Origin of the sequence: Actinoplanes siamensis, assembly GCF_016862395.1 — a bacterium.
GTDB classification, from domain to species: Bacteria; Actinomycetota; Actinomycetes; order Mycobacteriales; family Micromonosporaceae; genus Actinoplanes; species Actinoplanes siamensis.
Window position 1 is genome coordinate 1 of sequence record NZ_BOMW01000031.1, and the last position, 25917, is coordinate 25917.

Consider the following 25917-nt stretch of genomic DNA (forward strand, 5'->3'; position numbering starts at 1 on the left):
GCCATCCCGGACCGCGCCATCCCGGACCGCGCCATCCCGGACCGCGCCATCCCGGACCGCGCCATCCCGGACCGCGCCATCCCGGACCGCGCCGCCCCGCGTCGACGTCGGCGGCCGTACGGGTCGCGGTTCGAGATCAACGCCCGCGCCGGCCCGGTCACCTGAGCCTGCCCGGGGTGGTCCGTCGGAGCACGGGTGGATCTTGGAAGGGTGCGAGCCGGGTGGCTCCGAGTTTACGTACCGGTAATGCCCGCCTGGGTGGTTTGGCGAGCGAGTCCTGCCACTCTTCGCCCGCCCGGTGTGCCGAAGGGGGCGCGGATGCGCAACAATGGCTGCGTGGGAGGGGAGTATTCCCCCGCTCCGGTCTCGTCAACACGGAACGCGCGCTGGATGACCAGCGGGTGAACCCGGGGCCGGGGGTCGCGCGAGGATCGCGGCGGAAGAGACCTCCGACAGTCGCACGTCGCTGTTCTTTCTCGCAATCTTGAGGAAGTGCAGCGACGACACGTGTCTGCCGGAGGTTAGTCTTGAACGTTTCAGCCTGGGTGTGGCTTGCCACTTTGGTGGCGCTGGTCGCCGTGCTCGCCGTGGATCTGCTGATCATCGGCCGGCGACCGCACGAGCCCACCATGAAAGAGGCCAGCGGCTGGGTCGCCTTCTACGTGACGCTCGCGCTGGTCTTCGGAGCCGGGGTGTGGGCCCTCGCCGGCGGGCGGTACGCCGGCGAGTTCTACACCGGCTGGCTCACCGAATACTCGCTGAGCGTCGACAACCTGTTCGTCTTCGTGATCATTATGGGCCGGTTCGCGGTGCCGCGCCGCTATCAGCAGAAGGTGTTGCTGATCGGCATCGTGCTCGCCCTGGTCATGCGGGGCGCGTTCATCGCCGCGGGTGCGGCTCTGATCTCGCAGTTCTCCTGGGTGTTCTACATCTTCGGCGCGTTCCTGGTGTACACCGCCGTGACGCTGGTCAAGGGTGGCGAGAACGACGCGGAGGACTTCAAGGAGAACGTGCTGATCCGCTGGGCCAAGCGGGCGCTGCCGCTGTCCTCGTCCTTCGGCGACGGCCAGTTCCGGGTGGTGACCGCGGCCGGCAAGCGGCTCTTCACCCCGATGCTGATCGTGATGATCGCGATCGGCACCACCGATCTGATCTTCGCGCTCGACTCGATTCCGGCGATCTTCGGCATCACCAAGGAGCCGTACCTGGTCTTCACCGCGAACGTGTTCGCGCTGATGGGCCTGCGCCAACTGTTCTTCCTGCTCGGCGGCCTGCTGGAGCGCCTGGTCTACCTGAACGTCGGCCTCGCCGTGGTGCTCGCCTTCATCGGCGTCAAGCTGTTCCTGGAGGCCCTGCACACCAACAGCCTGCCGTTCATCAACGGTGGTCACGGCCTGCACTGGGCCCCGGAGATCCCGATCTGGCTGTCGCTGCTGGTCATCCTCGGCACGCTCGGCGTCGCCACGGCCGCCAGCCTGGCCAAGTCGGCCCGGGACCGGAAAAGGGAACTAGCCGGCGCGCAACGCTGAGATCAAAACCGGATGACGGGGTACGGCCTGAGCACCGTCCCGCCACACGCCTGAAGAGCCGGGCCCGGGTGACTTCCGTCGCCCGGGCCCGGCCCCGTTCCGGGCGCAGAGCCGTTCGGCCGGGCGGGACCGTTCGCGCCGGCCCACCCGGGGTCGTGTGGGCCGGCGCGAGTCATCGGTGACCGGCTCGGGAACGTGGCACGGTCGGAGTTGCCGGTGATCGCCGTACCCCCGCAAGCGGAAACGCCCCCGCCGGAAGGGCGGGGGCGTTTCAGCGGCCTTGCGCCGTCGGTTACTGGTGCTTGCGCCGGGCAGCGGCCCGGCCCCGGGCGTTCTGGTCGAGAACGACCTTGCGGATGCGCACCGCGGCCGGCGTGACCTCGACGCACTCGTCCTCGCGGCAGAACTCGAGGGCCTGCTCCAGCGACAGCTTGCGCGGCGGGATCAGCTTCTCCGTCTCGTCCGCGGTCGACGAGCGCATGTTGGTGAGCTTCTTCTCCTTGGTGATGTTGACGTCCATGTCGTCGGAGCGGGAGTTCTCGCCGACGATCATGCCCTCGTACACCTCGGTGGTGGGCTCGACGAAGAGCTGGCCGCGCTCCTGCAGGTTGGTCATCGCGAACGCGGTGACCACGCCGGCCCGGTCGGCCACCAGCGAGCCGTTCTGCCGGGTGCGCAGCTCGCCGAACCACGGCTCGTGCGCCTCGTAGAGGTGGTGCATGATGCCGGTGCCGCGGGTCTCGGTGAGGAACTCGGTGCGGAAGCCGATCAGGCCGCGCGCCGGGACCAGCCACTCCATCCGCAGCCAGCCGGTGCCGTGGTTGGTCAACTGCTCCATCCGGCCCTTGCGGGTGGCCAGCAGCTGGGTGATCGCGCCCATGTACTCCTCGGGGGCGTCGATGGTGAGGCGCTCGACCGGCTCGTGCACCTTGCCGTCGACGACCTTGGTGACCACCTGCGGCTTGCCGACGGTCAGCTCGTACGACTCCCGGCGCATCTGCTCGACCAGGATCGCCAGGGCCAGCTCGCCGCGGCCCTGGACCTCCCAGGCGTCCGGGCGCTCGGTCGGCAGGACGCGCAGCGAGACGTTGCCGATCAGCTCCTTGTCCAGGCGGTCCTTGACCATGCGCGCGGTGACCTTGGCGCCCTTGACCTTGCCGACCAGCGGGGAGGTGTTGGTGCCGATGACCATCGAGATGGCCGGCTCGTCGACCTTGATCAGCGGCAGCGGGATCGGGGTCTCCGCGTCCGCCAGGGTCTCGCCGATCATGATCTCCGGGATGCCGGCGACGGCCATGATGTCGCCGGGACCGGCGCTCTCGGCCGGCTTGCGCTCCAGGCCCTCGGTGATCAGCAGCTCGGAGATGCGCACGTTGGAGACCGTGCCGTCGGTCTTGCACCAGGCGACGGTCTGGCCCTTGCGGATGGTGCCCTCGTGCACCCGGCAGAGCGCGAGCCGGCCGAGGAACGGCGAGGCGTCCAGGTTGACCACGTGCGCCTGCAGCGGCGCGTTCTCGGTGTAGGTCGGCGCCGGGATGGTGTTCAGGATCGTGGAGAACAGCGGCTCCAGGTCGGCGCTGTCGGTGGGGACGGTGCCGTCGGCCGGCTGGTTCAGCGAGGCGATGCCGTCGCGGGCGCAGGCGTAGATGATCGGGAACTCGATCTGGTCCTCGTCGGCGTCCAGGTCGAAGAAGAGCGCGTACGTGTCGTCCACGACCTCCTTGATCCGGGCGTCCGGCCGGTCCACCTTGTTGATCACCAGGATGATCGGCAGCTTGGCCTGCAGCGCCTTGCGGAGCACGAAGCGGGTCTGCGGCAGCGGGCCCTCGGACGCGTCCACCAGCAGCACCACGCCGTCGACCATGGTCAGGCCGCGCTCCACCTCACCACCGAAGTCGGCGTGGCCGGGGGTGTCGATGATGTTGATGGTGACGGCGTCGCCCTCGGCCGGCTGGTAGCTGATCGCGGTGTTCTTGGCGAGAATGGTGATGCCCTTTTCCCGCTCCAGGTCCATGGAGTCCATGGCGCGCTCGGCCATCTCTCCACGCGCGTGGGACTGACCACCCTGTCGGAGCATGGCGTCGACCAGGGTGGTTTTGCCATGGTCGACGTGAGCGATGATGGCGACATTACGGAGGTCGGTGCGGGTCTGCATACGGCCATTGTCCCCGGTTCAGGTTGCCGTTCATGACACGGGGTCACGTCCAGAGCTGTGGGATCTTTTGGGCGGTTTACCGGTCAGCGAAATCCGAGCGCCTGTTGTTAACGTTCCTTCGGGATATCCGCACGGGGAAAGGGTTCGTCGATGAAGGTGCGGTTGCTGGCCGCCGCGGCGGTGCTGACGGTGACCGCCGGGTGCGGTCTGCTCGGTGGTGGTGAGCGGGAAACGTACGGCTCGGCGCCGGTCACGGTGGAGTCGGCGACCGCGTCGGCCGAGGAGTCGCCGACCGAGGACCCCGTTCCGGCCGTCGAGGAGACGACGCCGGCCCCGTCACCGTCGAAGACGTCGACGAAGCCGACGAGGAAGCCGACGGCCGAGGCCACGCCGACCGAGGACCCGAACAACTTCGAGATCTCGGCGTGCTCCACGAAGAAGGGTGCCGCGGTCGCCAAGACCAAGGTGAAGGCGGCGCTCAGGACCGCGGCCGGCAAGATCTACTGGACCCACGAGGCGCCGTCGCTGAAGTTGAACTACCCGCTGGTCAAGGCCATCGCGTGGCACGAGAGCGGCTGGCAGACCAACGTCTTCAACTGTGACGGCGGGCAGGGCCTGATGCAACTCATGCCGGACACCGTGGACATGATCAACGGCCGGTTCGGGCTGAGTTACGACGTTTCGCAGTACCAGCAGAACGCGAATGCCGGGGCCAACTACCTGGCCTGGCTGACCCGCTACATGTCACAGAAGGCGTTCGGCCAGGACAAGAACTTCGACCTCAGCCCGGGCAGGTGCAAGACGCACAGCTCGTGGTGCCTGCTCAACCTGGTGATCTCGGCGTACCAGTTCGGCCCGGGCGACGTGCTGGCGAACGCCAGGACCAAGAAACTGCCGAACCCGGCGTACGTGGACTCGGTGCGCTCGCTGATGGTGTCCTGCTTCTGCGACAAGTACTGATCCGGGGCGGTCCCGAGTCGTCCGGGACCGCGAGCTACACTGGTCGGCGGACCCGAGACCCCGCTTACCAGCCGTTTTGACCCTCTCGTCATAGCGGTAGTAAGGTCTCGGGGTTGTCGTGTGTCGTTGATGCTGGCGAGCTGCGTTTGTCTCGGCCCGCAGCTCACCCTAAGGAGCCTTACCCAATGCCTCCCAAGAAGAAGACCCATGAGGTAACCCTCGCGCTTGAGGCGGGTAACGCCGCGATGGTCGACCTCGGTAAGATGCTCGGCCCGACCGGTGCCAACATGCGTGCCGTCAAGGTCGAGTACGACGAGGCCACCGCGAAGAACCGGGGCGAGATCATCCCGGTCATCGTGTCGGTCTACGAGGACCGCAGCCACACGCTGGCCTACAAGACGCCGCCGACCAGCTTCCTCATCCGGAAGACCCTGGGCATCCAGTCCGGCGCGTCGAACCCGCTGACCCAGAACGTCGGCACCCTCAGCGCCACCCAGGTCAAGGAGATCGCCGAGCGCAAGCTCCCCGACCTCAACGCGAACGACCTGGACGCCGCCATCAAGATCGTGGCCGGCACCGCGCGTTCGATGGGCGTCAAGGTCGCTTCCTGACCCGAGCGCTTCTCGAGAACGGCCCCGAGCTCCGGCTCGGGGCCGTTCCCGTTTCCCGCCGGTTCGGTGGAACCCAGCGCCGCGGAGACTCCCGTACGGGGTGGTTTCGTGGCGCTGCTCCGTTCCGGGCGGCCGCTCGGTGGCGCGTCGCGGGGTGCCCGGCCTGCGGGTGGGGTCAGCGGGCCTTCGGGGTGACCACCTCGTCGAGCAGGCCGTAGTCAAGGGCCTCGGCGGCGGAGAGGGCGCGCCCGGCGGACAGGTCGTCCTCCACCCGGCTGCGGGGCTTGCCGGTGACCTCGGCGAGCCGGACCACCACCTCTTCCAGCTCCCGCAGGTGCTGCCCGGCCGCGGCCGCCACCTCGTCGGCAGTGCCGGTGACCCCGGCCGCCCGTGGCTCGGTGAGCTTGAACCGGGCGTGCCGGTAAGCCGCCCGCCGGTCGGCCGCGGCCAGCACGGCCAGCGCGGCGCCGCCCGCCTCCGAGGTGACCAGCGAGTGCACCGGGGACACCAGCGCGTCCATCACGTCGACCACCGCGAGCGCGGCGCTCAGGTCGCCACCCGGGCAGGCGACGTGCAGTTGGATCGGCGCCTGGCCGGCCGCGTCCAGGGTGAGCAGGGCCGCCGAGATGCCGGTGGCGACCTCACTGGTGAGCTGCCCGCGCAGCATCACGATGCGCTGGTCGAAGAGGCGCTCCTCGAGCCAGCCGGGAAAGGCGGGCCCGGCGGACGGCAGGTCGAACGGCGGCTGCGGCTGTTGCGGGGGGAAGCCCCAGCGGGACGGGTCGTGTCGCAGGGTCATGGGCGCCTCCCGATCGCAGCGTCTGACGCCAGCCTACGCGTGGATCCGCTGACGCCCGGGCGTCGCGGGAGCCCGGGCGTGGCCCGCCTGGGGCGTGCCGGGCCGGCTGTGGCCGGACCCGTGGTGTGCCGGGCCGGGCGTGGCAAACCGGGCGCGCCGGGCGTGCCGGGCCGGGCGTGGCGGGCCGGGCGCTGATCGGTCGCCGGCGCGCCTCGCGCACCACGCGGCCGGCGGCGTGCGGAGCGCGAGCCGGGGGCGTTCTCCGGAATCCTGTTCCGCGGTCGTGCAACCGGTGACGGACGCGAGTCGTCAGGGAGGTGTGACAGCGAAGGAGGACTCGTGAGAAGCGAGCGCGACGAGCAGTTTCACCGCTTCGTGGTGTCCCGGAGGTCCGGCCTGGTGCGCACTGCCACTCTGCTCACGGCGGGCGACGCCCACCTGGCGGAAGATCTGGTGCAGTCGGTTCTGACCAAGCTCTACGTGGCCTGGCCGGCGTTCCAGCGGGCAGACAATCCGGACGGTTATCTACGCCGGGTCATGGTCAACGCGTTGACCGACGAACGGCGGCGTTGGTGGCGGCGGCGGGAGGAGGCCATGGCAGACGTGCCGGACCTCCCGGCGGCGGAGCCGGTGCGGACCGGGGAACTGGCGGACGGGCTGCGCGCGGCCCTGCGGCAGCTGCCCCCACGGATGCGGGCGGCGCTGGTCTTCCGCTACGTCTACGACCTCGACGTCGCTGACACCGCCGACGCCCTCGGATGCTCCGAGGGCACGGTGAAGAGCCAGACCGCCCGGGCCCTCGAGCGGCTCCGCGTGGTCATCGGCCAGAACCCGTCGTTCGCCCACCGCTGAAGGAATCTCATGACGACTTTGCGTGACCAGCTCGCCGACCTCGCCGGGTCGCCGGGCGAACCCACCACCGCCCAGGCCGACGCCGACCTGGCCCGGGGCCGCACGGCGCTGCGCCGCCGCCGGGTCCTGCAGACCGCCACCGGGTCCGCGTTCGCGATCGCGGTCGCCGCCGCGGCCCTCGCGTTCACCACCACCGGCGCCCCCGGGCCGGACAGCGCCCCGCTGGCCGCCGGCACCACCGCCGCCGCGACCACGGGCACCGTCTCGTTCGATCTGGTCGCCTACACCGGGAAGCAGCCGGCCGGCTTCTCCGTGGACAAGATCCCGTCCGGCTGGGAGGTGCAGGGCATCACCGAGTCGGCCCTGACCCTGGCCCCGGTCGGCGCCAAGCCGCGGAACAGCGCGGAGCCGCTGGGCAACGTGGCGGACGACGACCCGAGCAGCTTCGTCGGCAAGGTCGGCGTGATGCTGCAGTCCCTCGACGAGAAGGGCACGCCGCGGGGCGACCGGATCGAGGTCGGCGACCGGACCGGCACCCTGGTCAAGAAGCAGGGTGACACCGACGGCCGTACGCTCTACCTGCCCCAGCCGAACGGGATCAACCTCCAGGTCCAGGTCTGGGACGGGATCGGCTGGACGCCCGCCCAGATCGCCGAGTTCGCCGCCGGCATCCACGTGAACCCGAACGCCGAGCAGGGTCGCGGCTGATCCGTGTAACACCGATGGGAAACCGAATCCGGGCGCGCCAATCGCCCGGATCCGGCGCGTCCAGGTCTAGCAGGGTCCAGCAGACGATGTCACGGCCCGGCGTGGTGCGCTCTCAGTGCTGCCGCCGGCGGGGGGCCGTCGCCAGGCGGACGGAGCGCCGCCGGCTCTCCACCGCCACCTCGCGACGCAGCTTGCGCCAGCTGGCCAGCCGGCGCGGCGGCAGCGTGCCGTCGGCGAGCGCGTCCTGTACCGCGCACCCCGGCTCGGATTCGTGCCGGCAGTCGTCGAAGCGACACCGCGCGGCCAGTTCGACGACGTCGGCGAACGCGCGATCCAGGCCGGACCCGGTGTCGAGCAGGCCGACACCGCGGATGCCAGGGGTGTCGAGCACGCAGCCGCCGCCCGGAATGGTGATCAGATTGCGGTACGCGGTGGTGTGCCGGCCCTTGCCGTCGGCGTCGCGGATCGCCTGCACCGGCATCACCGGGGCGCCGGCCAGCGCGTTGGCCAGCGTCGACTTACCGGCGCCGGAGCGGCCCAGCAGGGCCAGCGTGCGGCCCGGGGTGACCAGCTCGCACAGGTCCCGCAGTCCCGTGCCGCGGTGCACGCTGACCGGGATCACCGGAACGCCCGGGGCCAGCTCGCCCAGTTGCCGGGCCACCGCCTCGGGATCGCCGGCGGTGTCGCTCTTGGTGAGCACCAGCACCGGGTCGGCGCCGGACTCCCAGGCCAGGGCCAGCAGCCGCTCCACGCGGGCGTCGCTCGGCTCGGGGAAGATCGGCTCGACCACCGCGACGGTGTCCATGTTGGCGGCCAGCACCTGGCCGGACGAGTCCTTGTCGGCGGTGCGCCGGATCAGCGTGGTGCGCCGGGGCAGCACCAGCTCCAGCGTCACCCGGCGGTCGGGCCAGTTGCGCAGCACCGCCCAGTCGCCGGCGCAGGGCAGCAGGGACGGGTCGCGGGCGGCCTCCAGCAGGGCGTTGCCGCCCAGGCCGGCGCGGGTCAAGCCGGCCGCGGTGAGCACCGTGCTGATGCCGCGGTCGGCGCGCAGGACCCGGCCGGCGACGGTGTCGGGGCGGTCGTAGGGGCGGAACGAGGATGCGACAGCGTCGTCCCAGCCGAGCTGGGACAGGTCGTACGACATGGGAACCCTTTACGGTCGACTGGGGGCGCAGGCCCCTGGGGGAAGGGACGCGGCAACGACGAACGGCACGTGCCTCACCTCCTCCGCGGGTTCGTTTTTCAGCGGCGCGTCTGCCCACCGAAGGTACGGTCACCGTCGTGGCCGCGAAAGCGAATTCCGCAGGCGTTAGGGTCAGTGTCGTGACGATCGACCCGCTGGTCCTGATGACCGACGTGGAACAGGCCACCGAGACGCTGCTGCGCGACGTCGGGGCGCTGGACGACTCGGTGATCCGCGAGCCCTCCGCGCTGCCCGGCTGGACGGTGGGGCACGTCCTCACCCACCTGGCGCGCAACGCCGAGGCCTACACGAACCTGTTGACCTGGGCGCGGACCGGGGTCCAGACCCCGGCGTACGCGTCCCGCGAGGCCCGCGACGAGGCCATCGAGGCGGGCGCCGGGCGGCCGCTCGCCGAGCAGATCGCCGACCTGCGGGGCGCGCACGAGCGCTTCGCCGACGCGGCCGCCGCGATGCCGGCCACCGCGTGGACGTTCCGGTATCCCTCGGTCGTCCCGTCCGCGGCAGTGGTGCCGTGGGCGCGGCTGCGCGAGGTCGAGGTGCACCACGTCGACCTGGGCCGCGGCTACACGCCGGCGGACTGGCCGGACGCGTTCGCGCTGCGGCTGCTCCGCGAGATCGCCGGCGACCTGCCCGCGTCGGCGCCGGCGATGGTGCTGCACCCGGCCGGGGTGGAGCACCCGATCGTGATCGGCTCGCCGTCCGGCGGCGCCCCGGCGATCGGCGGCCCGACCCGGTCGATCGCGGCGTGGCTGGCCGGCCGTGCCGACGGCGCCGACCTGACCGTCTCGCCCGACGGCGAGCTTCCCCGGCCCGTGAGGTGGAAATAGATGTCCCAGGAGTACACCGGCGCCGCCCCGGGCACCCGCGACCTGGGCGGCGGGCTCACGCTGACCAAGGTGTCGGTGGGCCCGATGGACAACAACGCCTACCTGCTCACGGCCGGCCCGGAGCAGCTGCTGATCGACGCCGCGAACGACGCACCGGCCCTGCTGGAGCTGATCGGCGACGCCGGCCTGCGCACCGTGGTCACCACCCACCAGCACCGGGACCACTGGTTCGCGCTGGACGAGGTGATCAAGGCGACCGGGGCGGAGTCCCTCGCGCACGCGGCGGACGCCGCGCCGCTGCCGGTGGTCACCCGCACGCTGGCCGACGGCGACACGATCGAGGTGGGCGGGCACCGTCTGGAGGTGATCCACGTGGTGGGTCACACACCCGGCTCGGTGGTGCTGGCCTACCAGGAGCCGGGCGACGGCCGGGTCCACCTGTTCACCGGCGACAGCCTCTTCCCGGGCGGCGTGGGCAACACCCGCGGGGTGCGGGAGAACTTCGAGTCCCTGATCAACGACGTCGAGCGCAAGCTGTTCGACCGTTTCCCGGACGACACCTGGTTCTACCCCGGGCACGGCAGGGACTCGACGCTCGGCGCCGAGCGCCCGCATCTTCCGGAGTGGCGCGAGCGCGGTTGGTGACCGCTGCTCCCGGCTCCCCGGAAGCTGTCAGCCGGCTCTGGCAGAATCCGCCCGGTGCGTGCGGCGGAAGAGATGGTCGAGGATCGGGACGAGCAGGTCGCCACCGAGGCGCGGCAGGGGTTCGGAGGGTGGCGGCGGTTCGACCTCTGGGTGCTGCTGGGCTTCCTGGCGCTGGCCGTTCTGGTGATGATCCGGCTGTGGATCGACCCGAACGGGCGGGTCCTCGACGGGAACGACGACGACCACGGGATCTTCCTGTTCATGCTGGCCCACGGCGAGCGGGTGGTCTTCGACGGGGCGCCGCCGTTCTTCGAGAGCAACCTGAACGCGCCGGTCGGCGTGAACATGATGGCGAACACCGCCATCCTCGCGCTGAGCCTGCCGTTCGCCCCGGTCACGCACTTCCTGGGCGGTGGCGTCACGGTCGCGCTGCTGATCACCCTGGGCCTGGCCGGGACAGCGGCGGCGTGGTATTGGCTGCTCGCCCGGCACCTGGTGCGCAGCCGGCGGGCCGCGGTGATCGGGGCGGCCTGGTGCGGGTTCGCGCCAGCGATGATCGCGCACGCCAACGGGCATGTGAACTTCGTCAACCAGTACCTGGTGCCGTTCATCGTCTGGCAGGTGCTGCGGCTGCGTGAGCCGGGCCGGGCGCTGCGCAGCGGGATCCCGCTGGGCCTGCTGATCGTGCTGCAGATCTTCATCAACGAGGAGACGCTGCTCTTCATCGCGCTCACGCTGGGCGTCTTCGTGATCGCCTACACGGTGCTGCGCCCGCGCGAGGTGCGCGAGGTGGCGCGGCGGTTCCTGGGCGGGCTCGCGGTCGCCGCCGGGACGGCGCTGGTGCTGGCCGGCTACCCGTTGTGGTACCAGTTCTTCGCCGCCGGCAACTATCACGGGCAGCCGTTCAAGCCGGACGAGTTCGTCACCGACCTGCTGTCGGTGGCGGCCTACCCGCGGGCGGCGGTGGCCGGCATCGAGCCGGTGGCCGAGCGGTTGAGCGTGAGCGCCACCGAGGACAACACGTTCTGGGGCCCGTTCGGCCTCGTGATGATCATCGTGGCGGCGCGGATGCTGTGGCGCTCCGCGGCCGCCCGGGCCGCGGTGATCGCCGGGCTGGTGCTGCTGATCGCCTCGTTCGGGCCGCGACTGCGGGTGGCCGGGTTCCACACCCCGATTCCGCTACCGTTCGCGCTGGTCAGCCACGTGCCGGTGATCGACCTGGTGAGCGTCACCCGGTTCGCCATGGTGCCGGCCACGATCGCCGGCATCCTGCTGGCCCTGGCCGCCGACCGGATCGGCGAGTTCTCCCCGGCGCGCCGCCGCCGGTTCTGGATCGGCATGGCGCTGGCGCTGGTCCCGCTCTTCCCGAAGCCGCTGCCGGTGGCCCAGGGCGATCCGCTGCCGGAGTTCCTCACCGCCGGTCTTTGGAGGCAGTACGTGCCGGAAGGCCGCACGCTGGTGACGGTGCCGCTGGCCGAGGTGACCACCGGGCGGACCGGGCAGCGCTGGGCGACCCTGGAGAACCTGGACTTCGCGGTGCCGCGGGGCTATTTCATGGGCCCGGCCGACCCGCCCGCCGACGACACCGGTTCCTGGAAGGCGCCGACGCGGTTCACCTCCGATCTGCTCACCGAGGTGCAGCTGACCGGGCGGGCGGCGGTTCTGACCGGCGCCGACCGCAAGCGGATCGACGAGGACCTCGGGTACTGGCGGGTGGCGGTGGTGGTGCTGGTGCCGCAGGCGCCGAACGTGGCGGCCTTGCGGGCGACCCTGGTCGACGCGCTGGGTCAGCCCCGGCTGGTCGGCGGCGTCGAGATCTGGGTGGTGGACGGTCACCCCACGGAGTGAGGTTCCCAGGTCCGTTCTGCGGGAATGTCCGCCATGTGAGAGGCGCTGCATCCAGTCAGACGATTTTTGTCGTACCCCGCCGCTAGAGTGGCGAGTCGACTTTCATACACCTGTACGGAGAGGCTGGCAGTGGCCGACCGACTGACTATTCGTGGCGCCCGCGAGCACAACCTGCGCGACGTCAACCTGGATTTGCCCCGCGACGCCATGATCGTGTTCACCGGGCTCTCCGGTTCCGGCAAGTCCAGCCTCGCGTTCGACACGATCTTCGCCGAGGGGCAGCGACGGTACGTCGAGTCCCTCTCGTCGTACGCGCGGCAGTTCCTCGGCCAGATGGACAAGCCGGACGTCGACTTCATCGAGGGCCTCTCCCCGGCCGTCTCGATCGACCAGAAGTCGACCTCCCGCAACCCGCGCTCGACCGTCGGCACCATCACCGAGGTCTACGACTACCTGCGACTTCTCTTCGCGCGCACCGGCATCCCGCACTGCCCGGTCTGCGGCGAGCGGATCAGCAAGCAGACCCCGCAGCAGATCGTCGACCGGGTCCTGGCGATGCCCGAGGGCACCCGCTTCATGGTCCTCGCCCCGGTCGTCCGCGGCCGCAAGGGGGAGTATGTCGATCTCTTCGCCGAGCTCCAGGCCAAGGGCTACGCCCGGGCCCGGGTCGACGGCGTGGTGCACACCCTCACCGAGCCGCCGAAGCTGAAGAAGCAGGAGAAGCACACCATCGAGGTGGTCGTCGACCGGCTCAGCGTCAAGGCGAGCGGCAAGCAACGCCTGACCGACTCGGTGGAGTCCGCGCTCGGCCTGGCCAACGGCATCGTCCTGCTCGACTTCGTCGACCTCCCGGAGGACGATCCGGAGCGCGAGCGCCGGTTCTCCGAGCACCTGGCCTGCCCGAACGACCATCCGCTGGCGATCGAGGACCTCGAGCCCCGGGTCTTCTCCTTCAACGCGCCGTACGGCGCCTGTCCGGAGTGCTCCGGCCTCGGCACGAAGAAGGAGGTCGACCCCGAGCTGATCATCCCGGACGAGGAGAAGAGCCTGAGCGAGGGCGCGATCCAGCCGTGGTCCGGCGGCACCACCCAGGAGTACTTCCTGCGCCTGCTGGAGGCGCTGGCCAAGGCCGAGGGCTTCAAGCTGGACACGCCGTGGCGGGCGCTGCCCAGCCGCGTGCAGAAGACGATCCTGCACGGCGCCGAGGACCAGGTCCACGTGCGCTACCGGAACAAGTACGGCCGCGAGCGCTCCTACTACACCGGCTTCGAGGGCGTGGTGCAGTGGATCGAGCGGAGGCACAACGACACCGAGAGCGACTGGTCGCGCGACAAGTACGAGGGGTACATGCGCGACGTGCCCTGCTCGGTCTGCGGCGGCGCCCGGCTCAAGCCCGAGGTGCTCGCGGTCACCGTGGCCGGCAAGAGCATCGCCGAGGTCTGCAACCTGTCCGTCGGCGAGTGCGCCGAGCTGCTGGCCGGGCTGGAGCTCGACGACCGGCAGAAGATGATCGCCGAGCGGGTGCTCAAGGAGATCAACGCGCGGCTGCGCTTCCTGGTCGATGTCGGCCTGGACTACCTGTCGCTGGACCGTGGCGCCGGCACCCTGTCCGGCGGCGAGGCACAGCGCATCCGGCTCGCCACCCAGATCGGCTCCGGCCTGGTGGGCGTGCTCTACGTGCTGGACGAGCCGTCCATCGGCCTGCACCAGCGGGACAACCACCGGCTGATCGAGACCCTGGTCCGGCTGCGTGACCTGGGCAACACCCTGATCGTGGTGGAGCACGACGAGGACACCATCCGCACCGCGGACTGGATCGTCGACATCGGCCCGGGCGCCGGCGAGCACGGCGGTCACATCGTGCACAGCGGCACCGTCGAGGGGCTGCTGGCGAACGAGAAGTCGCCCACCGGGGCGTACCTGTCCGGCCGCAGGTCGATCCCGCTGCCCGCCTCGCGCCGGCCGCAGACCGCGGGCCGCGAGGTGGTGGTGCACGGCGCCCGCGAGCACAACCTGCGGAACCTGACAGTGCCGTTCCCGCTGGGCCAGTTCATCGCGGTCACCGGGGTCAGCGGCTCGGGCAAGTCCACGCTGGTCAACGACATCCTGCACACCGTGATGGCGAACCAGATCAACGGCGCCCGGCAGGTGCCCGGCCGGCACATCAAGGTGACCGGTCTGGAGCACGTCGACAAGGTGGTCGGGGTGGACCAGTCGCCGATCGGGCGGACCCCGCGGTCCAACCCGGCCACGTACACGGGTGTCTTCGATCACGTCCGCAAGCTGTTCGCCGAGACCGCCGAGGCCAAGGTCCGGGGGTACGGTCCGGGCCGGTTCTCGTTCAACGTCAAGGGCGGCCGTTGCGAGAACTGCTCCGGCGACGGCACGATCAAGATCGAGATGAACTTCCTGCCGGACGTCTACGTCCCCTGCGAGGTCTGCAAGGGCGCACGGTACAACCGGGAGACCCTCGAGGTGCACTACAAGGGCAAGACCATCTCCGAGGTGCTGGAGATGCCGATCGAGGAGGCGGCGACCTTCTTCGAGGCCCTGCCGGCCATCCACCGGCACCTGCGCACCCTGGTCGACGTCGGCCTGGGCTATGTGCGGCTCGGTCAGCCCGCGACCACCCTCTCCGGCGGTGAGGCGCAGCGCGTCAAGCTCGCCTCCGAGCTGCAGAAGCGGTCCACGGGCCGGACCGTCTACGTGCTCGACGAGCCGACCACCGGCCTGCACTTCGAGGACATCCGCAAGCTGCTGATCGTCCTCAACGGACTGGTCGACAAGGGCAACACGGTGATCACGATCGAGCACAACCTGGACGTGATCAAGACCGCGGACTGGTTGATCGACATGGGGCCGGAGGGCGGCAGCAAGGGCGGTCTGGTGCTGGCCATGGGCACGCCGGAGGAGCTGGCCGAGGTGCCGGAGAGCCACACCGGACAGTTCCTGCGGCACATGCTGGGGCTCGAGGGCGGGGGGTCGGGGTCGCCGGCCGCGACCGCCCGTGCCGCGAAGGCCAACGGCGAGAAGGCGCCCGCGACGAAGGCGGCGAAACCGCGGGCGGCGCGCGCCAAGGCCAAGGCCGCGGTCTGAGACCCGATTGCGGTACGCCGGTCCGGCGCCGGCCACCGCACCGGCCCACGGCCACCGGCGCCCCAGCCCCCGCTCGATGCCGGCTGCGCCGGCCTGCAGGACGAGGCGGTAGTACCGCCGATGCTTGTCGGCCACCTCCCGCATCGGCGCTCCTGGAAGCACTCCGCAGTGCCAGCGCCGCCGCTCTGTCGGCTGGCGCTGAGGGGTGTGTGGGCGGGCGTGAGTCACCTGTGAGCGCCGGCCACCGGCCGTCGGCTGGCGCTGAGGGCGTGAGTCACCTGTGAGCGCCGGCCACCGGCCGTCGGCTGGCGCTCACAGGTGTGTGGGCGGGGGTGAGGCACCCCGGAGTGCCAGCCGGTGGGGTGTGGGCTGGCGTTGAGGGGTGGGCCGGAGGGGTTCGAGGCGCCCTCTTGGTGCCGGCCGGGGCCGTGGCGCGGCGGGGAGCGCGCCGCGGCGGTCGCGGACCGGACGTACCGGGGAATCGGTTTTAGGAAGTTCTTAGATGACTCATAGCAACCGGCGCGGATGGGTCGCCTAGGGTCGAGCGCGCGCCGCCCGGAGAGCCCGCAGGGCGAACCGAGGCGGCGTATGCGTAGGAACGGGTGGGAAAGCCGCCGCGTCCAGCGGCGTAATTCTCCCCGTGCGCATGAACCGATCGCGGTGGCAGCCGCGTACTCACGGTCGACTCCGCGTGACATCGGACGCGGACCAGGTACTGGAGGGCGATAGATGACTGACGTGCAGACGAGGTGCGACGTCGACACCCGGGTCGAGCAGGAGGCGGGTACCTCTTCCACCCGCCGCTGCGTCCTGCTGGGCGCCGGCGGCCTCGGCGCCGCCGCGGTCCTGGCCGCCTGTGGCACCTCCACCAGCGGCGCCAACCCGAACGGTAGCGACTTCAACGCGAACCCGGCCCCGGCCGGCAGCAAGGGCGCCGCGGCGGGCGGGAGCACCGGCGGCGGCACCGGCGGGGACAGCGGCGGCGGCGCGGCCGGCTCCTCGCTCGCGCTGGTCGCCGACGTGCCCGCGGGTGGTGGCATCATCCAGGGCGACTACGTCATCACGCAGCCCACCCAGGGCACCTTCAAGGCGTTCACCAAGATCTGCACCCACCAGGGCTGCGAGGTGAACGAGGTCAAGAACGGCACGATCAACTGCCCGTGCCACGGCGCGAAGTTCTCTATCGAGGACGGTTCGGTCAAGGGCGGCCCGGCCCCGAAGCCCCTCGCGGAGACGAAGGTCAAGGTGGACGGCGACAAGATCGTCGCCGCCTAGGCGGGCATCGGCCGGAGATCCGGCGCCGTGGCGGCGGCACCGGACCTCCGGTCGGGCAATCATGTCAGCCCCAGGCACTACTGTTGTCGTTGTGCCAGACCCGTCCACTTATCGTCCGGCGCCCGGTACCATTCCCGACGCTCCGGGCGTCTACCGCTTCCGCGATCCGGCCGGCCGGGTGATCTACGTCGGCAAGGCGAAGAGCCTGCGGAACCGGCTCAATTCCTACTTCGCCGACACCTGGTCGCTGCACCCGCGTACCCAGCAGATGGTGACCACCGCGGGCAGCGTGGACTGGGTGACCGTGGGCACCGAGGTGGAGGCCCTGCAGCTGGAGTTCTCCTGGATCAAGGAGTTCGACCCCCGCTTCAACGTCAAGTACCGCGACGACAAGTCCTACCCGTTCCTGGCGGTGACCCTCAACGAGGAGTTTCCACGCCTGCAGGTGATGCGTGGCGCGAAACGCAAGGGTGTGCGCTACTTCGGTCCCTATTCGCACGCCTGGGCCATCCGCGAGACGCTCGACCTGCTGTTGCGGGTCTTCCCGGCGCGCACCTGCTCGACAGGCGTCTTCAAGCGGGCCGGCCAGATCGGCCGCCCCTGCCTGCTGGGCTACATCGGGAAGTGCTCGGCCCCGTGCACCGGCCAGGTCAGCGCCGAGCAGCACCGGGAGATCGTCGACGACTTCTGCGACTTCATGGCCGGCCGCACCGACACGTTCGTGAAGCGCCTGGAGCGGGACATGCTGGCGGCCTCCGAGGAGCTGGAGTTCGAGCGCGCGGCCCGGCTGCGCGACGACATCGCGGCGCTGCGCCGGGCCATGGAGAAGCAGACAGTGGTGCTCGGCGACGGCACCGACGCCGACGTGGTGGCCTTCGCCGAGGACCCGCTGGAGGCGGCCGTGCAGGTCTTCCACGTCCGCGACGGCCGGGTCCGCGGCCAGCGCGGCTGGGTGGTGGAGAAGGTCGAGGAGCTGAGCACCGGCGACCTGGTGCACCACTTCTGCACCCAGATGTACGGGGAGTCCGAGGGCGAGGCCGACGTGCCCCGCGAGCTGCTGGTGCCGGCGCTGCCCGACGACGCGGACGCGCTCGCCGACTGGCTCTCCGGGCGGCGCGGCAGCCGGGTCAGCCTGCGGGTGCCGCAGCGCGGCGACAAGCGCTCGCTGATGGAGACCGTGTCCCGCAACGCCGGCGAGTCGCTGCAGCGCCACAAGCTGCGCCGGGCCGGCGACCTGACCACCCGGAACAAGGCGCTGGAGGAGATCGCCGACGCGCTCGGGCTGGACTCCGCGCCGCTGCGCATCGAGTGCTACGACATCTCCCAGATCCAGGGCACCGACGTGGTGGCCTCGATGGTCGTCTTCGAGGACGGCCTGGCCCGCAAGGCTGAGTACCGGCGGTTCGCCATCCGCGGCAACCCGGACGGCAGCGGCATGGACGATCTCTCCGCGATGAGCGAGGTGATGCGGCGCCGGTTCGCGCGGTACAAGGCGCAGCCCGGGGCGGACGCTCCGCGTGACCTGCCCGACCCGGACGACGCCAAGGCGCCCGGCGAGCTGCCCGGCATCGACCCGCTGACCGGTCGGCCGCGCCGCTTCGCGTACCCGCCGCAGCTGGTCGTGGTGGACGGCGGCCAGCCCCAGGTGAACGCGGCCGCCGCGGTCCTCGCCGAGCTGGGCATCACCGACGTGGCGCTGTGCGGCCTGGCCAAGCGGCTGGAGGAGGTGTGGCTGCCGGGGGAGGACTTCCCGGTCATCCTGCCGCGCACCTCCGAGGGGCTGTACCTGCTGCAGCGGGCGCGAGACGAGGCGCACCGGTTCGCCATCACGTTCCACCGGCAGCGCCGGGCCAAGCGGATGACCGAGTCGGCGCTGGACACCGTGGCCGGGCTGGGGGAGACCCGGCGCAAGGCGCTGCTGCGGCACTTCGGCTCGGTGAAGCGGCTGGCCGCCGCGACGCCGGAGGAGATCATCGAGGTGCCCGGGATCGGCCGTCGGACCGCCGAGGCGGTGCTGGCCGCGTTGAATCCGGCTCCCGCGGGGAAAAGCGATCCGGCTCCGGCCGGGAAAAGCGATCCGGCTCCGGCCGGGAAAAGCGACCCGACTCCGGCCGGGAAAAGCGACCCGGCTCCCGCGGACGGAAGCAACCTGACCCCCGCGGAGCGGACCGACCCGGCGCCGGCGCAGAGAAGCTGACCCCCGGGCGGGTACCGGACAACCTGTCCGGCGGTTGGACCGGTACCTCTCGGACTACCATGTTGTGTCCGCCTCCGCAGGGTGCGGGCGAAGCGACGCGGGAGGCGTGCGTGACGGAAGCGATGCGGGAGTTCGGATCCGGCGACGTGGTCGACCCGGACGAGGCCGGCACCGACCTGGTGGTGGTCACCGGGCTGTCCGGCGGTGGCCGCAGTACGGTCGCCCGGGCCCTGGAGAACGTCGGTTTCTACGTGGTGGACAACCTGCCGCAGGCGCTGATGCTGGAGATGGCCGAGCTGGCCATGGCGGCCGGCGGCGCGGCCCGGCGCACCGCGATGGTGCTGGACGTGCGCAGCCGCGCGTTCTCCACCGATCTGGCCGGCGCGGTGCGGGCCCTCAAGGAGCGCGGCTTCTCGCCGCGGGTGGTCTTCGTGGACGCCGACGACGAGGTGCTGATCCGGCGTTTCGAGTCGGTCCGCCGCTCGCACCCGCTGCAGGGCGACGGCCGGCTGGCCGACGGGATCGCGGCCGAGCGCAAGCTGCTGGAGGAGGCCCGCGAGCAGGCCGACGTGATCATCGACACCAGTCACCTCAACGTCAACCAGCTCCGCCGCCGGGTGGAGGAGCTGTTCGGCGGAGAGGACGCGCGGAAGCTGCGGATCACCGTGCTCTCCTTCGGCTTCAAGTACGGCCTGCCGCCGGACGCCGACTACGTGCTGGACGCCCGGTTCCTGCCCAACCCGTTCTGGGTGCCGGAGCTGCGTGACCACACCGGCCTGGAGGAGGGGGTCAGCAGCTACGTGCTCGGCCAGGAGGGCGCCACCGACTTCGTGGCGACCTACGCCGGGCTGATCGCGGCCACCGCGCCCGGCTTCGAGCGTGAGGGCAAGCGCTATCTCACGGTGGCGATCGGGTGCACCGGCGGCAAGCACCGGAGCGTGGCGATAACCGAGGAGTTGACTTCGCGGCTCAGCGCAATGCGCCTCTCGGCACACGCCTCGCACCGCGACCTGGGGCGCGAGTGACGTCCGCGGCCCGGCCGATCCGGGTGGTGGCGTTCGGCGGCGGGCACGGGCTGGGCGCCTCGCTGCGGGCGCTGCGGCACACCGCGGCGGAGCTCCTGCTGGACATCACCGCGATCGTCACGGTCGGCGACGACGGCGGCTCCAGCGGCCGACTGCGGGTCGAGCGGGACGCCCTGCTGCCCCCGGGCGACCTGCGCCAGGCCCTCGCCGCGCTGGCCGACGAGGACCCGACCGCGCAGCTGACCGCGCAGGTGATGCAGCACCGGTTCGTGGCGATGTCCCAGCCGGGGGTCAGCTCGCTGCCGCCGGTGGTTCGCGGGCCCAGGATCGAGCGCCGCGCCGACCGCAGCAAGGACACCCTGGCCGGGCACACGGTCGGCAACCTGCTGCTGCTCGGGTTGATGGAGATGCTCGGCGACCCGGTGCGCGCGCTGGACCACGCCGCCGCGATGGTCGGCGCCCGCGGCCGGGTGCTGCCGATGGCGCTGCACGCGGTCGGCATCGAGGCGGACGTGGCCGACGCCACGGGACAGACGTCCACGATCCGCGGTCAGCACTCGGTGGCCGTCGCGGACGGCCGGGTGGAGGCCGTCCGCTTGGAGCCGGCCGACCCGCCGGCCTGCCCGCAGGCCGTCGAAGCGGTTCGCGAGGCGGACTGGCTGATCTTCGGGCCGGGCAGCTGGTACACCAGCGTGCTGCCGCACCTGCTGGTGCCGGGACTGGCCCGCGCGATCGTGAGCAGCCCGGCCCGCCGGCTGGTCACCCTGAACCTCGGCACGGACCAGGAGACCCAGGGACTGTCCGCCGCCGGGCACCTCGGGACGCTGCAGCGCTATCTGCCCGACCTGCGGGTGGACACCGTGCTGGCCGACGAGAAATGGGCCGGCGAGCCGGAACCGGTCCGGGCGGCCGCGCTGCGGATGGGCGCCGAGCTGGTATTGGCACCCGTCGCCGTTGCGGACGGGAGCCCACGGCATGATCCTGAGGCACTCGGTGTCGCACTGGTGCCAGTATTGGGCGCCGCTCGTTAATCACTGGCGTAAGTGCGGCACAAACTGTCCATGATCCGGCGCATGAGGTGACAACACGATGGCGATGACGGCAGCGGTCAAAGACGAGCTGAGCCGGGTCGACGTGCCCAAGCCATGCTGTCGCCGGGCGGAGATGGCCTCTTTGCTCAGGTTCGCCGGCGGGCTGCACATCGTTTCCGGCCGGGTGGTCGTCGAGGCCGAACTGGACACCGGCGCGGTGGCGCGGCGGCTGCGCCGGGAGATCGCCGACGTCTACGGCTACCCCAGCGAGGTGCACGTGCTCGCCTCCGGCGGCCTGCGCAAGGGCAGCCACTACATCGTCCGGATCGTCAAGGACGGCGAGGCCCTGGCCCGGCAGACCGGCCTGCTCGACGTGCGTGGCCGGCCGGTCCGCGGCCTGCCGCCGCACGTGGTGTCGGCGAACGTCTGCTGCGCGGTGGCGGCCTGGCGTGGCGCGTTCATGGCGCACGGCTCGCTCACCGAGCCGGGCCGCTCCAGCGCGCTGGAGATCACCTGCCCGGGGCCGGAGGCGGCGCTGGCGTTGCGCGGCGCCGCGCGCCGGATCGGTATCACGGCGAAGGAACGCGAGGTCCGCGGCGTGGACCGGGTGGTGATCAAGGACGGTGACGCGATCGCCGCTCTGCTCACCCGGATCGGCGCGCATTCCAGCGTGCTGGCCTGGGAGGAGCGGAGGGTACGCCGTGAGGTGCGCGCCACCGCGAACCGGCTGGCCAACTTCGACGACGCCAACCTGCGGCGCTCGGCCCGCGCGGCGGTCGCGGCGGCCGCCCGGGTCACCCGGGCGCTGGAGATCCTCGCCGACGACGCGCCGAACCACCTGACCTCGGCCGGCCGGTTGCGGCTGGAGCACCGGCAGGCGTCGCTGGAGGAACTAGGCGCGCTGGCCGACCCGCCGCTGACCAAGGACGCCATCGCGGGGCGGATCCGGCGGCTGCTGGCGCTGGCCGACAAGCGGGCTCGCGATCTCGGCATTCCGGACACCGAGGCAGCCGTGACCCCGGAGATGATGGCCTGTTGAGGTGATCTCGGTCATGCTCTCCGGGCGTATCATCAATGGGCTTGAATCCCTGTCCTCCGGGATCTCCGGCCCCTTCGCGAATGATCCGTTTTAGATAACGTTCAGGTCGCGCCCCGCTGCGTCCGGGGCCGGAAGACTCGGCTAGGGTCACTGGTGACGGCGACGGTGCCGGCAGTTCGGCCGAACCCCCGCTGTGACGCCGCCGATTGTTTCTGCTGCGGCGTTCTCGCTCCTTCGGGCGCGGCGGCCGGACGCCCCTGTGCAGGCCCTTCACGCGGCCGGCACGAGACCCTCCGCCGGTCGCATAATCCGGCGGACCGAAACGAGGAGACCACCTGTGACCATCCGGGTTGGCATCAACGGCTTCGGCCGTATCGGTCGTAACTTCTTCCGGGCGGCGCTCGCCTCCGGGGCCGACATCCAGATCGTCGGCGTGAACGACCTGACCGACAACGCCACGCTTGCCCACCTGCTGAAGTACGACAGCATCCTGGGCCGCCTGCCGCACGAGGTGAAGGCGACCGCCGACGAGATCACCGTCGGTGGCAACACCTTCAAGGCGTTCGCCGAGCGCGACCCGAACAACCTGCCGTGGGGTGACCTGGGCGCCGACGTCGTCATCGAGTCGACCGGCTTCTTCACCGACGCCACCAAGGCCAAGGCGCACATCGACAAGGGTGCCAAGAAGGTCATCATCTCGGCGCCGGCCAAGAACGAGGACATCACGATCGTGATGGGCGTCAACGACAACCTGTACGACGCCGCCAAGCACACGATCATCTCGAACGCGTCCTGCACCACGAACTGCCTCGCCCCGATGGCGAAGGTCCTGAACGACACGATCGGGATCGAGAAGGGTCTGATGACCACGATCCACGCGTACACCCAGGACCAGAACCTGCAGGACGGCCCGCACAAGGACCTGCGCCGCGCCCGCGCCGCCGCGCTGAACATCGTGCCGACCTCGACCGGCGCCGCCAAGGCCGTCAGCCTGGTGCTGCCGGAGCTGAAGGGCAAGCTGGACGGCTTCGCCCTGCGGGTGCCGATCCCCACCGGCTCGGCCACCGACCTGACCTTCACCGCCGCCCGGGACACCACCGTCGAGGAGGTCAACGCCGCGATCAAGGCCGCCGCCGAGGGCCCGCTCAAGGGCATCCTGGTCTACACCGAGGACGAGATCGTCTCGGCCGACATCGTCACCGACCCGGCCTCCTGCATCTTCGACGCCGGCCTGACCAAGGTCATCGGTGGCAACCAGGTCAAGGTCGTCGGCTGGTACGACAACGAGTGGGGCTACTCGAACCGCCTCGTCAACCTGGTTCAGCTCGTCGGGGCCTGATCCTCACCATGAAGACTCTCGACGATCTGCTCGGCGAGGGTGTCTCGGGTCGGCGCGTGTTCGTGCGCGCCGACCTGAACGTCCCGTTCGACAAGGGGAATCCGGGCGTCATCAGCGACGACGGCCGCGCCCGCGCGGTGCTGCCGACGCTGACCGCCCTGCGTGACGCGGGCGCCCGCGTGATCGTGGCGTCCCACCTGGGCCGTCCGAAGGGCGCGCCGGACCCGAAGTTCACCCTGGCTCCGGTGGCGACCCGGCTGGGCGAGCTGCTGGGCTCGGACGTGATCTTCGCGAACGACACCGTCGGCGCCGACGCGCAGGCGAAGGTCGCCGCGCTGACCGACGGCCAGGTCCTGCTCCTGGAGAACCTGCGGTTCAACGAGGGGGAGACCTCGAAGGACGAGGCGGTTCGCGGGGCTTTCGCCGACGAGCTGGCAAAGTTCGCGGACTTCTACGTCGACGACGCGTTCGGCGCGGTGCACCGCAAGCACGCCTCGGTGTACGACCTCCCGGCCCGCCTGCCGCACTACGCGGGCGGCCTCGTCGTCAAGGAGGTCGAGGTCCTACGGAAGGTGTCCGAGACCCCCGAGAAGCCGTACGTGGTCGTGCTCGGCGGCTCGAAGGTCTCCGACAAGCTCGCGGTGATCCAGGCGCTGCTGCCGAAGGTGGACAAGCTCCTCGTCGGCGGCGGGATGTGCTTCACGTTCCTCAAGGCGCAGGGGTACGAGGTGGGCAAGTCCCTCCTCGAGACCGAGATGGTGGAGACCTGCCAGCAGCTTCTCGCCGAGGCTGACGGCCGGATCGTCCTCCCGGTCGACGTCGTCGCGGCGACGGAGTTCTCGGCCGACGCCGAGCACGCGGTCTCCGACATCGCGGAGATTCCCGCCGACCGCCTCGGCCTCGACATCGGCCCGAGGTCGACGGAGCTGTTCGCGTCGGCGATCGCCGGTGCGAGGACCGTCTTCTGGAACGGCCCGATGGGCGTCTTCGAGCTCGCCCCGTTCGCCGCGGGCACCCGTGGCGTCGCCGAGGCGATCACGAAGATCGACGGCTTCTCGGTCGTCGGCGGTGGCGACTCGGCCGCCGCGGTCCGCACGCTCGGCCTGGACGAGTCCGCGTTCGGCCACATCTCCACCGGCGGGGGCGCGTCCCTGGAGTACCTCGAAGGCAAGACGCTGCCGGGCGTCGCCGCTCTGGAGAAGTGATGGGTGACGTGACCCGCAAGCCGATCATCGCCGGCAACTGGAAGATGAACCTCAACCACTTCGAGGCGAATCTGCTGGTCCAGAAGCTGGCCGCGAGCCTGACCGGCGAGCAGCTGGAGGCCGTGGAGACGGTGGTCCTGCCGCCGTTCACCGACCTGCGCACGGTGCAGACCGCGATCGAGGGGGACAAGCTCGCGATCGTGTACGGCGCCCAGGACGTCTCGCAGCACCCGTCCGGCGCGTACACCGGTGAGATCTCCGGCTCCATGCTGGCGAAGCTCGGCGTGGCCTACGTGGTGATCGGGCACTCCGAGCGCCGGGAGTACCACAACGAGACCGACGAGCTGATCAACGCGAAGATCAAGGCGGCCTTCGCGGCCGGCCTGACCCCGATCTTCTGCGTCGGCGAAGGCCTGTCGATCCGCGAGGAGTCGCGGCACGTCGCGCACTGCACCGCGCAGGTCGACGCGGGCCTCGACGGTCTCAAGGAAGACCAGATCAAGCAGATCGTGATCGCGTACGAGCCGGTCTGGGCGATCGGCACCGGCAAGACCGCGACTCCGGACGACGCCCAGGAGGTCTGCGGAGCGATCCGGGCCCGCCTGGCCGAGAAGTACGGAACCGAGGTCGCCGAGGCGGTCCGCATTCAGTACGGTGGATCGGTCAAGGCCGCCAACATCGCATCGATCATGTCGCAGCCCGACGTGGACGGCGCGCTGGTCGGTGGTGCGAGCCTGGACGCCGAGGAATTCGCCTCCATCGTGCGTTTCAAGGAGCACGTAGCACGCTGAGCTGTAAAAAGCGCGTGCCCGGCCGGCTGAAACGGCCGGGCACCCGCTATTGTGGGACCGCTGCTGTGCCCTTCGAGAGGAATGAACCCGACCATGCCGATCGCGTTCGCGTACACGTTGATCGTGTTGCTGATCATCACCAGCATCCTGCTGACCCTGCTGATCCTGCTGCACCGTGGTAAGGGCGGCGGCATGTCCAGCATGTTCGGCGGCGGCGTGACCTCCAGCCTGGCCGGTTCGTCGGTGGCCGAGAAGAACCTGGACCGGTACACGGTTCTGGTCGGGGTCATCTGGTTCGCCTGCGTCGTCGGGCTCGGTTTCTGGCTGAAGCTCGCGGTGGCTTCCTGACCCGCGGGTAGGGTCGTACAATCTGCCGCGCGGCCGGTTTCTCCGGCCGCGCGGTTTTTTGTCGTCGTCGTCCGAATCGATCAGGAGTGACGTACGTGTCCAGTGGCAGCGCCATCCGTGGAAGTCGCGTCGGCTCCAGCCCGATGCGCCCCGACGAGCGCACCGAGCCGGCTCCGCGCCGGCAGGTCAGCTACTTCTGCGCCGCCGGCCATGACAGCCGGATCTGGTTCGCCGCCGACGCCGCCGCGCCGGAGACCTGGGACTGCCCGCGGTGCGGCCAGCCGGCCGGGCTCGACCAGGAGCAGCCGCCCGGGCGGCTGCGGGCCGAGCCGTACAAGTCGCACCTGGCCTATGTGAAGGAGCGGCGCTCCGACGCGGACGGGGAGGCGATCCTCGCCGAGGCGTTGGCCAAGCTGCGCCAGCGTCGCGGCCG

Annotated in this window: 22 protein-coding genes; 19 read left to right on the top strand and 3 right to left on the bottom strand. The window is 70.8% G+C overall.

The window, feature by feature from the left end; genetic code table 11:
• The first annotated feature begins 527 nt into the window (after positions 1-527).
• Positions 528-1529: a TerC family protein gene (locus tag Asi03nite_RS16680; protein ID WP_203680773.1), complete on the top strand. Its 1002-nt coding sequence runs from the start codon at positions 528-530 to the stop codon at positions 1527-1529.
• 292 nt (positions 1530-1821) lie between these two features.
• Here Asi03nite_RS16680 and typA read toward each other — a convergent pair whose 3' ends face one another.
• Complete coding sequence (gene typA, locus Asi03nite_RS16685) at positions 1822-3684, bottom strand: translational GTPase TypA (RefSeq protein WP_203680774.1); 1863 nt, start codon at positions 3682-3684, stop codon at positions 1822-1824.
• A 150-nt stretch (positions 3685-3834) separates the two neighbouring features.
• On the opposite strand from typA, the gene Asi03nite_RS16690 reads away from it, so the two are divergent.
• Together Asi03nite_RS16690 and Asi03nite_RS16695 are read left to right on the top strand one after the other, a co-directional pair.
• Positions 3835-4644, top strand: a complete 810-nt coding sequence (locus tag Asi03nite_RS16690; protein ID WP_203680775.1) for a transglycosylase SLT domain-containing protein — start codon at positions 3835-3837, stop codon at positions 4642-4644.
• A gap of 185 nt (positions 4645-4829) precedes the next feature.
• Positions 4830-5255, top strand: a complete 426-nt coding sequence (locus Asi03nite_RS16695; protein ID WP_203680776.1) for an uL11 family ribosomal protein — start codon at positions 4830-4832, stop codon at positions 5253-5255.
• A 175-nt stretch (positions 5256-5430) separates the two neighbouring features.
• Here Asi03nite_RS16695 and Asi03nite_RS16700 read toward each other — a convergent pair whose 3' ends face one another.
• On the bottom strand, positions 5431-6054 hold the full coding sequence (locus tag Asi03nite_RS16700) for an ATP-dependent Clp protease proteolytic subunit (RefSeq protein WP_203680777.1): 624 nt from the start codon (positions 6052-6054) through the stop codon (positions 5431-5433).
• Positions 6055-6393: 339 nt separating this feature from the next.
• On the opposite strand from Asi03nite_RS16700, the gene Asi03nite_RS16705 reads away from it, so the two are divergent.
• The gene (locus Asi03nite_RS16705; RefSeq protein ID WP_203680779.1) at positions 6394-6906 is read left to right on the top strand and encodes a SigE family RNA polymerase sigma factor; all 513 of its coding nucleotides are present in this window, start codon (positions 6394-6396) and stop codon (positions 6904-6906) included.
• 9 nt (positions 6907-6915) lie between these two features.
• Positions 6916-7614: a hypothetical protein gene (locus Asi03nite_RS16710; protein ID WP_203680781.1), complete on the top strand. Its 699-nt coding sequence runs from the start codon at positions 6916-6918 to the stop codon at positions 7612-7614.
• A gap of 112 nt (positions 7615-7726) precedes the next feature.
• Here the strand turns inward: Asi03nite_RS16710 and rsgA are convergent, their stop codons facing one another.
• Positions 7727-8758 (bottom strand): ribosome small subunit-dependent GTPase A, encoded by a 1032-nt coding sequence (gene rsgA / locus Asi03nite_RS16715; protein ID WP_203680783.1) that lies wholly within the window; start codon positions 8756-8758, stop codon positions 7727-7729.
• Positions 8759-8937: 179 nt separating this feature from the next.
• Here rsgA and Asi03nite_RS16720 point away from each other — a divergent pair, with 179 nt between their 5' ends.
• The 14 genes from Asi03nite_RS16720 to Asi03nite_RS16785 form a co-directional block, all read left to right on the top strand.
• Complete coding sequence (locus Asi03nite_RS16720) at positions 8938-9645, top strand: maleylpyruvate isomerase family mycothiol-dependent enzyme (RefSeq protein ID WP_203680785.1); 708 nt, start codon at positions 8938-8940, stop codon at positions 9643-9645.
• On the top strand, positions 9646-10290 hold the full coding sequence (locus Asi03nite_RS16725; RefSeq protein WP_203680787.1) for an MBL fold metallo-hydrolase: 645 nt from the start codon (positions 9646-9648) through the stop codon (positions 10288-10290).
• Between the two features lie 54 nt (positions 10291-10344).
• The gene (locus Asi03nite_RS16730; RefSeq protein WP_203680789.1) at positions 10345-12138 is read left to right on the top strand and encodes a glycosyltransferase family protein; all 1794 of its coding nucleotides are present in this window, start codon (positions 10345-10347) and stop codon (positions 12136-12138) included.
• A 129-nt stretch (positions 12139-12267) separates the two neighbouring features.
• Complete coding sequence (gene uvrA, locus Asi03nite_RS16735) at positions 12268-15234, top strand: excinuclease ABC subunit UvrA (protein WP_203680791.1); 2967 nt, start codon at positions 12268-12270, stop codon at positions 15232-15234.
• Positions 15235-15963: 729 nt separating this feature from the next.
• A complete protein-coding gene (locus tag Asi03nite_RS16740; RefSeq protein ID WP_203680792.1) occupies positions 15964-16509 on the top strand; it encodes a Rieske (2Fe-2S) protein in 546 nt (181 codons plus the stop codon).
• A gap of 91 nt (positions 16510-16600) precedes the next feature.
• Positions 16601-18706, top strand: coding sequence for an excinuclease ABC subunit UvrC (gene uvrC / locus Asi03nite_RS16745; RefSeq protein WP_239102736.1), 2106 nt, complete (start codon positions 16601-16603; stop codon positions 18704-18706).
• A gap of 122 nt (positions 18707-18828) precedes the next feature.
• A complete protein-coding gene (rapZ, locus tag Asi03nite_RS16750; protein ID WP_203680804.1) occupies positions 18829-19731 on the top strand; it encodes an RNase adapter RapZ in 903 nt (300 codons plus the stop codon).
• Positions 19728-20762, top strand: a complete 1035-nt coding sequence (locus tag Asi03nite_RS16755; RefSeq protein ID WP_203680793.1) for a gluconeogenesis factor YvcK family protein — start codon at positions 19728-19730, stop codon at positions 20760-20762. Before rapZ ends, Asi03nite_RS16755 begins: the two co-directional genes overlap by 4 nt.
• 58 nt (positions 20763-20820) lie before the next feature.
• A complete protein-coding gene (whiA, locus tag Asi03nite_RS16760; RefSeq protein WP_203680794.1) occupies positions 20821-21801 on the top strand; it encodes a DNA-binding protein WhiA in 981 nt (326 codons plus the stop codon).
• Positions 21802-22138: 337 nt separating this feature from the next.
• The gene (gene gap, locus Asi03nite_RS16765; RefSeq protein WP_203680795.1) at positions 22139-23140 is read left to right on the top strand and encodes a type I glyceraldehyde-3-phosphate dehydrogenase; all 1002 of its coding nucleotides are present in this window, start codon (positions 22139-22141) and stop codon (positions 23138-23140) included.
• 8 nt (positions 23141-23148) lie between these two features.
• On the top strand, positions 23149-24345 hold the full coding sequence (locus Asi03nite_RS16770) for a phosphoglycerate kinase (protein WP_203680796.1): 1197 nt from the start codon (positions 23149-23151) through the stop codon (positions 24343-24345).
• Positions 24345-25136, top strand: coding sequence for a triose-phosphate isomerase (tpiA, locus tag Asi03nite_RS16775; protein WP_203680798.1), 792 nt, complete (start codon positions 24345-24347; stop codon positions 25134-25136). Before Asi03nite_RS16770 ends, tpiA begins: the two co-directional genes overlap by 1 nt.
• 93 nt (positions 25137-25229) lie before the next feature.
• On the top strand, positions 25230-25484 hold the full coding sequence (secG, locus tag Asi03nite_RS16780) for a preprotein translocase subunit SecG (RefSeq protein ID WP_203680800.1): 255 nt from the start codon (positions 25230-25232) through the stop codon (positions 25482-25484).
• A 95-nt stretch (positions 25485-25579) separates the two neighbouring features.
• Positions 25580-25917: RNA polymerase-binding protein RbpA (locus Asi03nite_RS16785; protein WP_203680802.1), on the top strand; the 338-nt coding region annotated here is incomplete at its 3' end.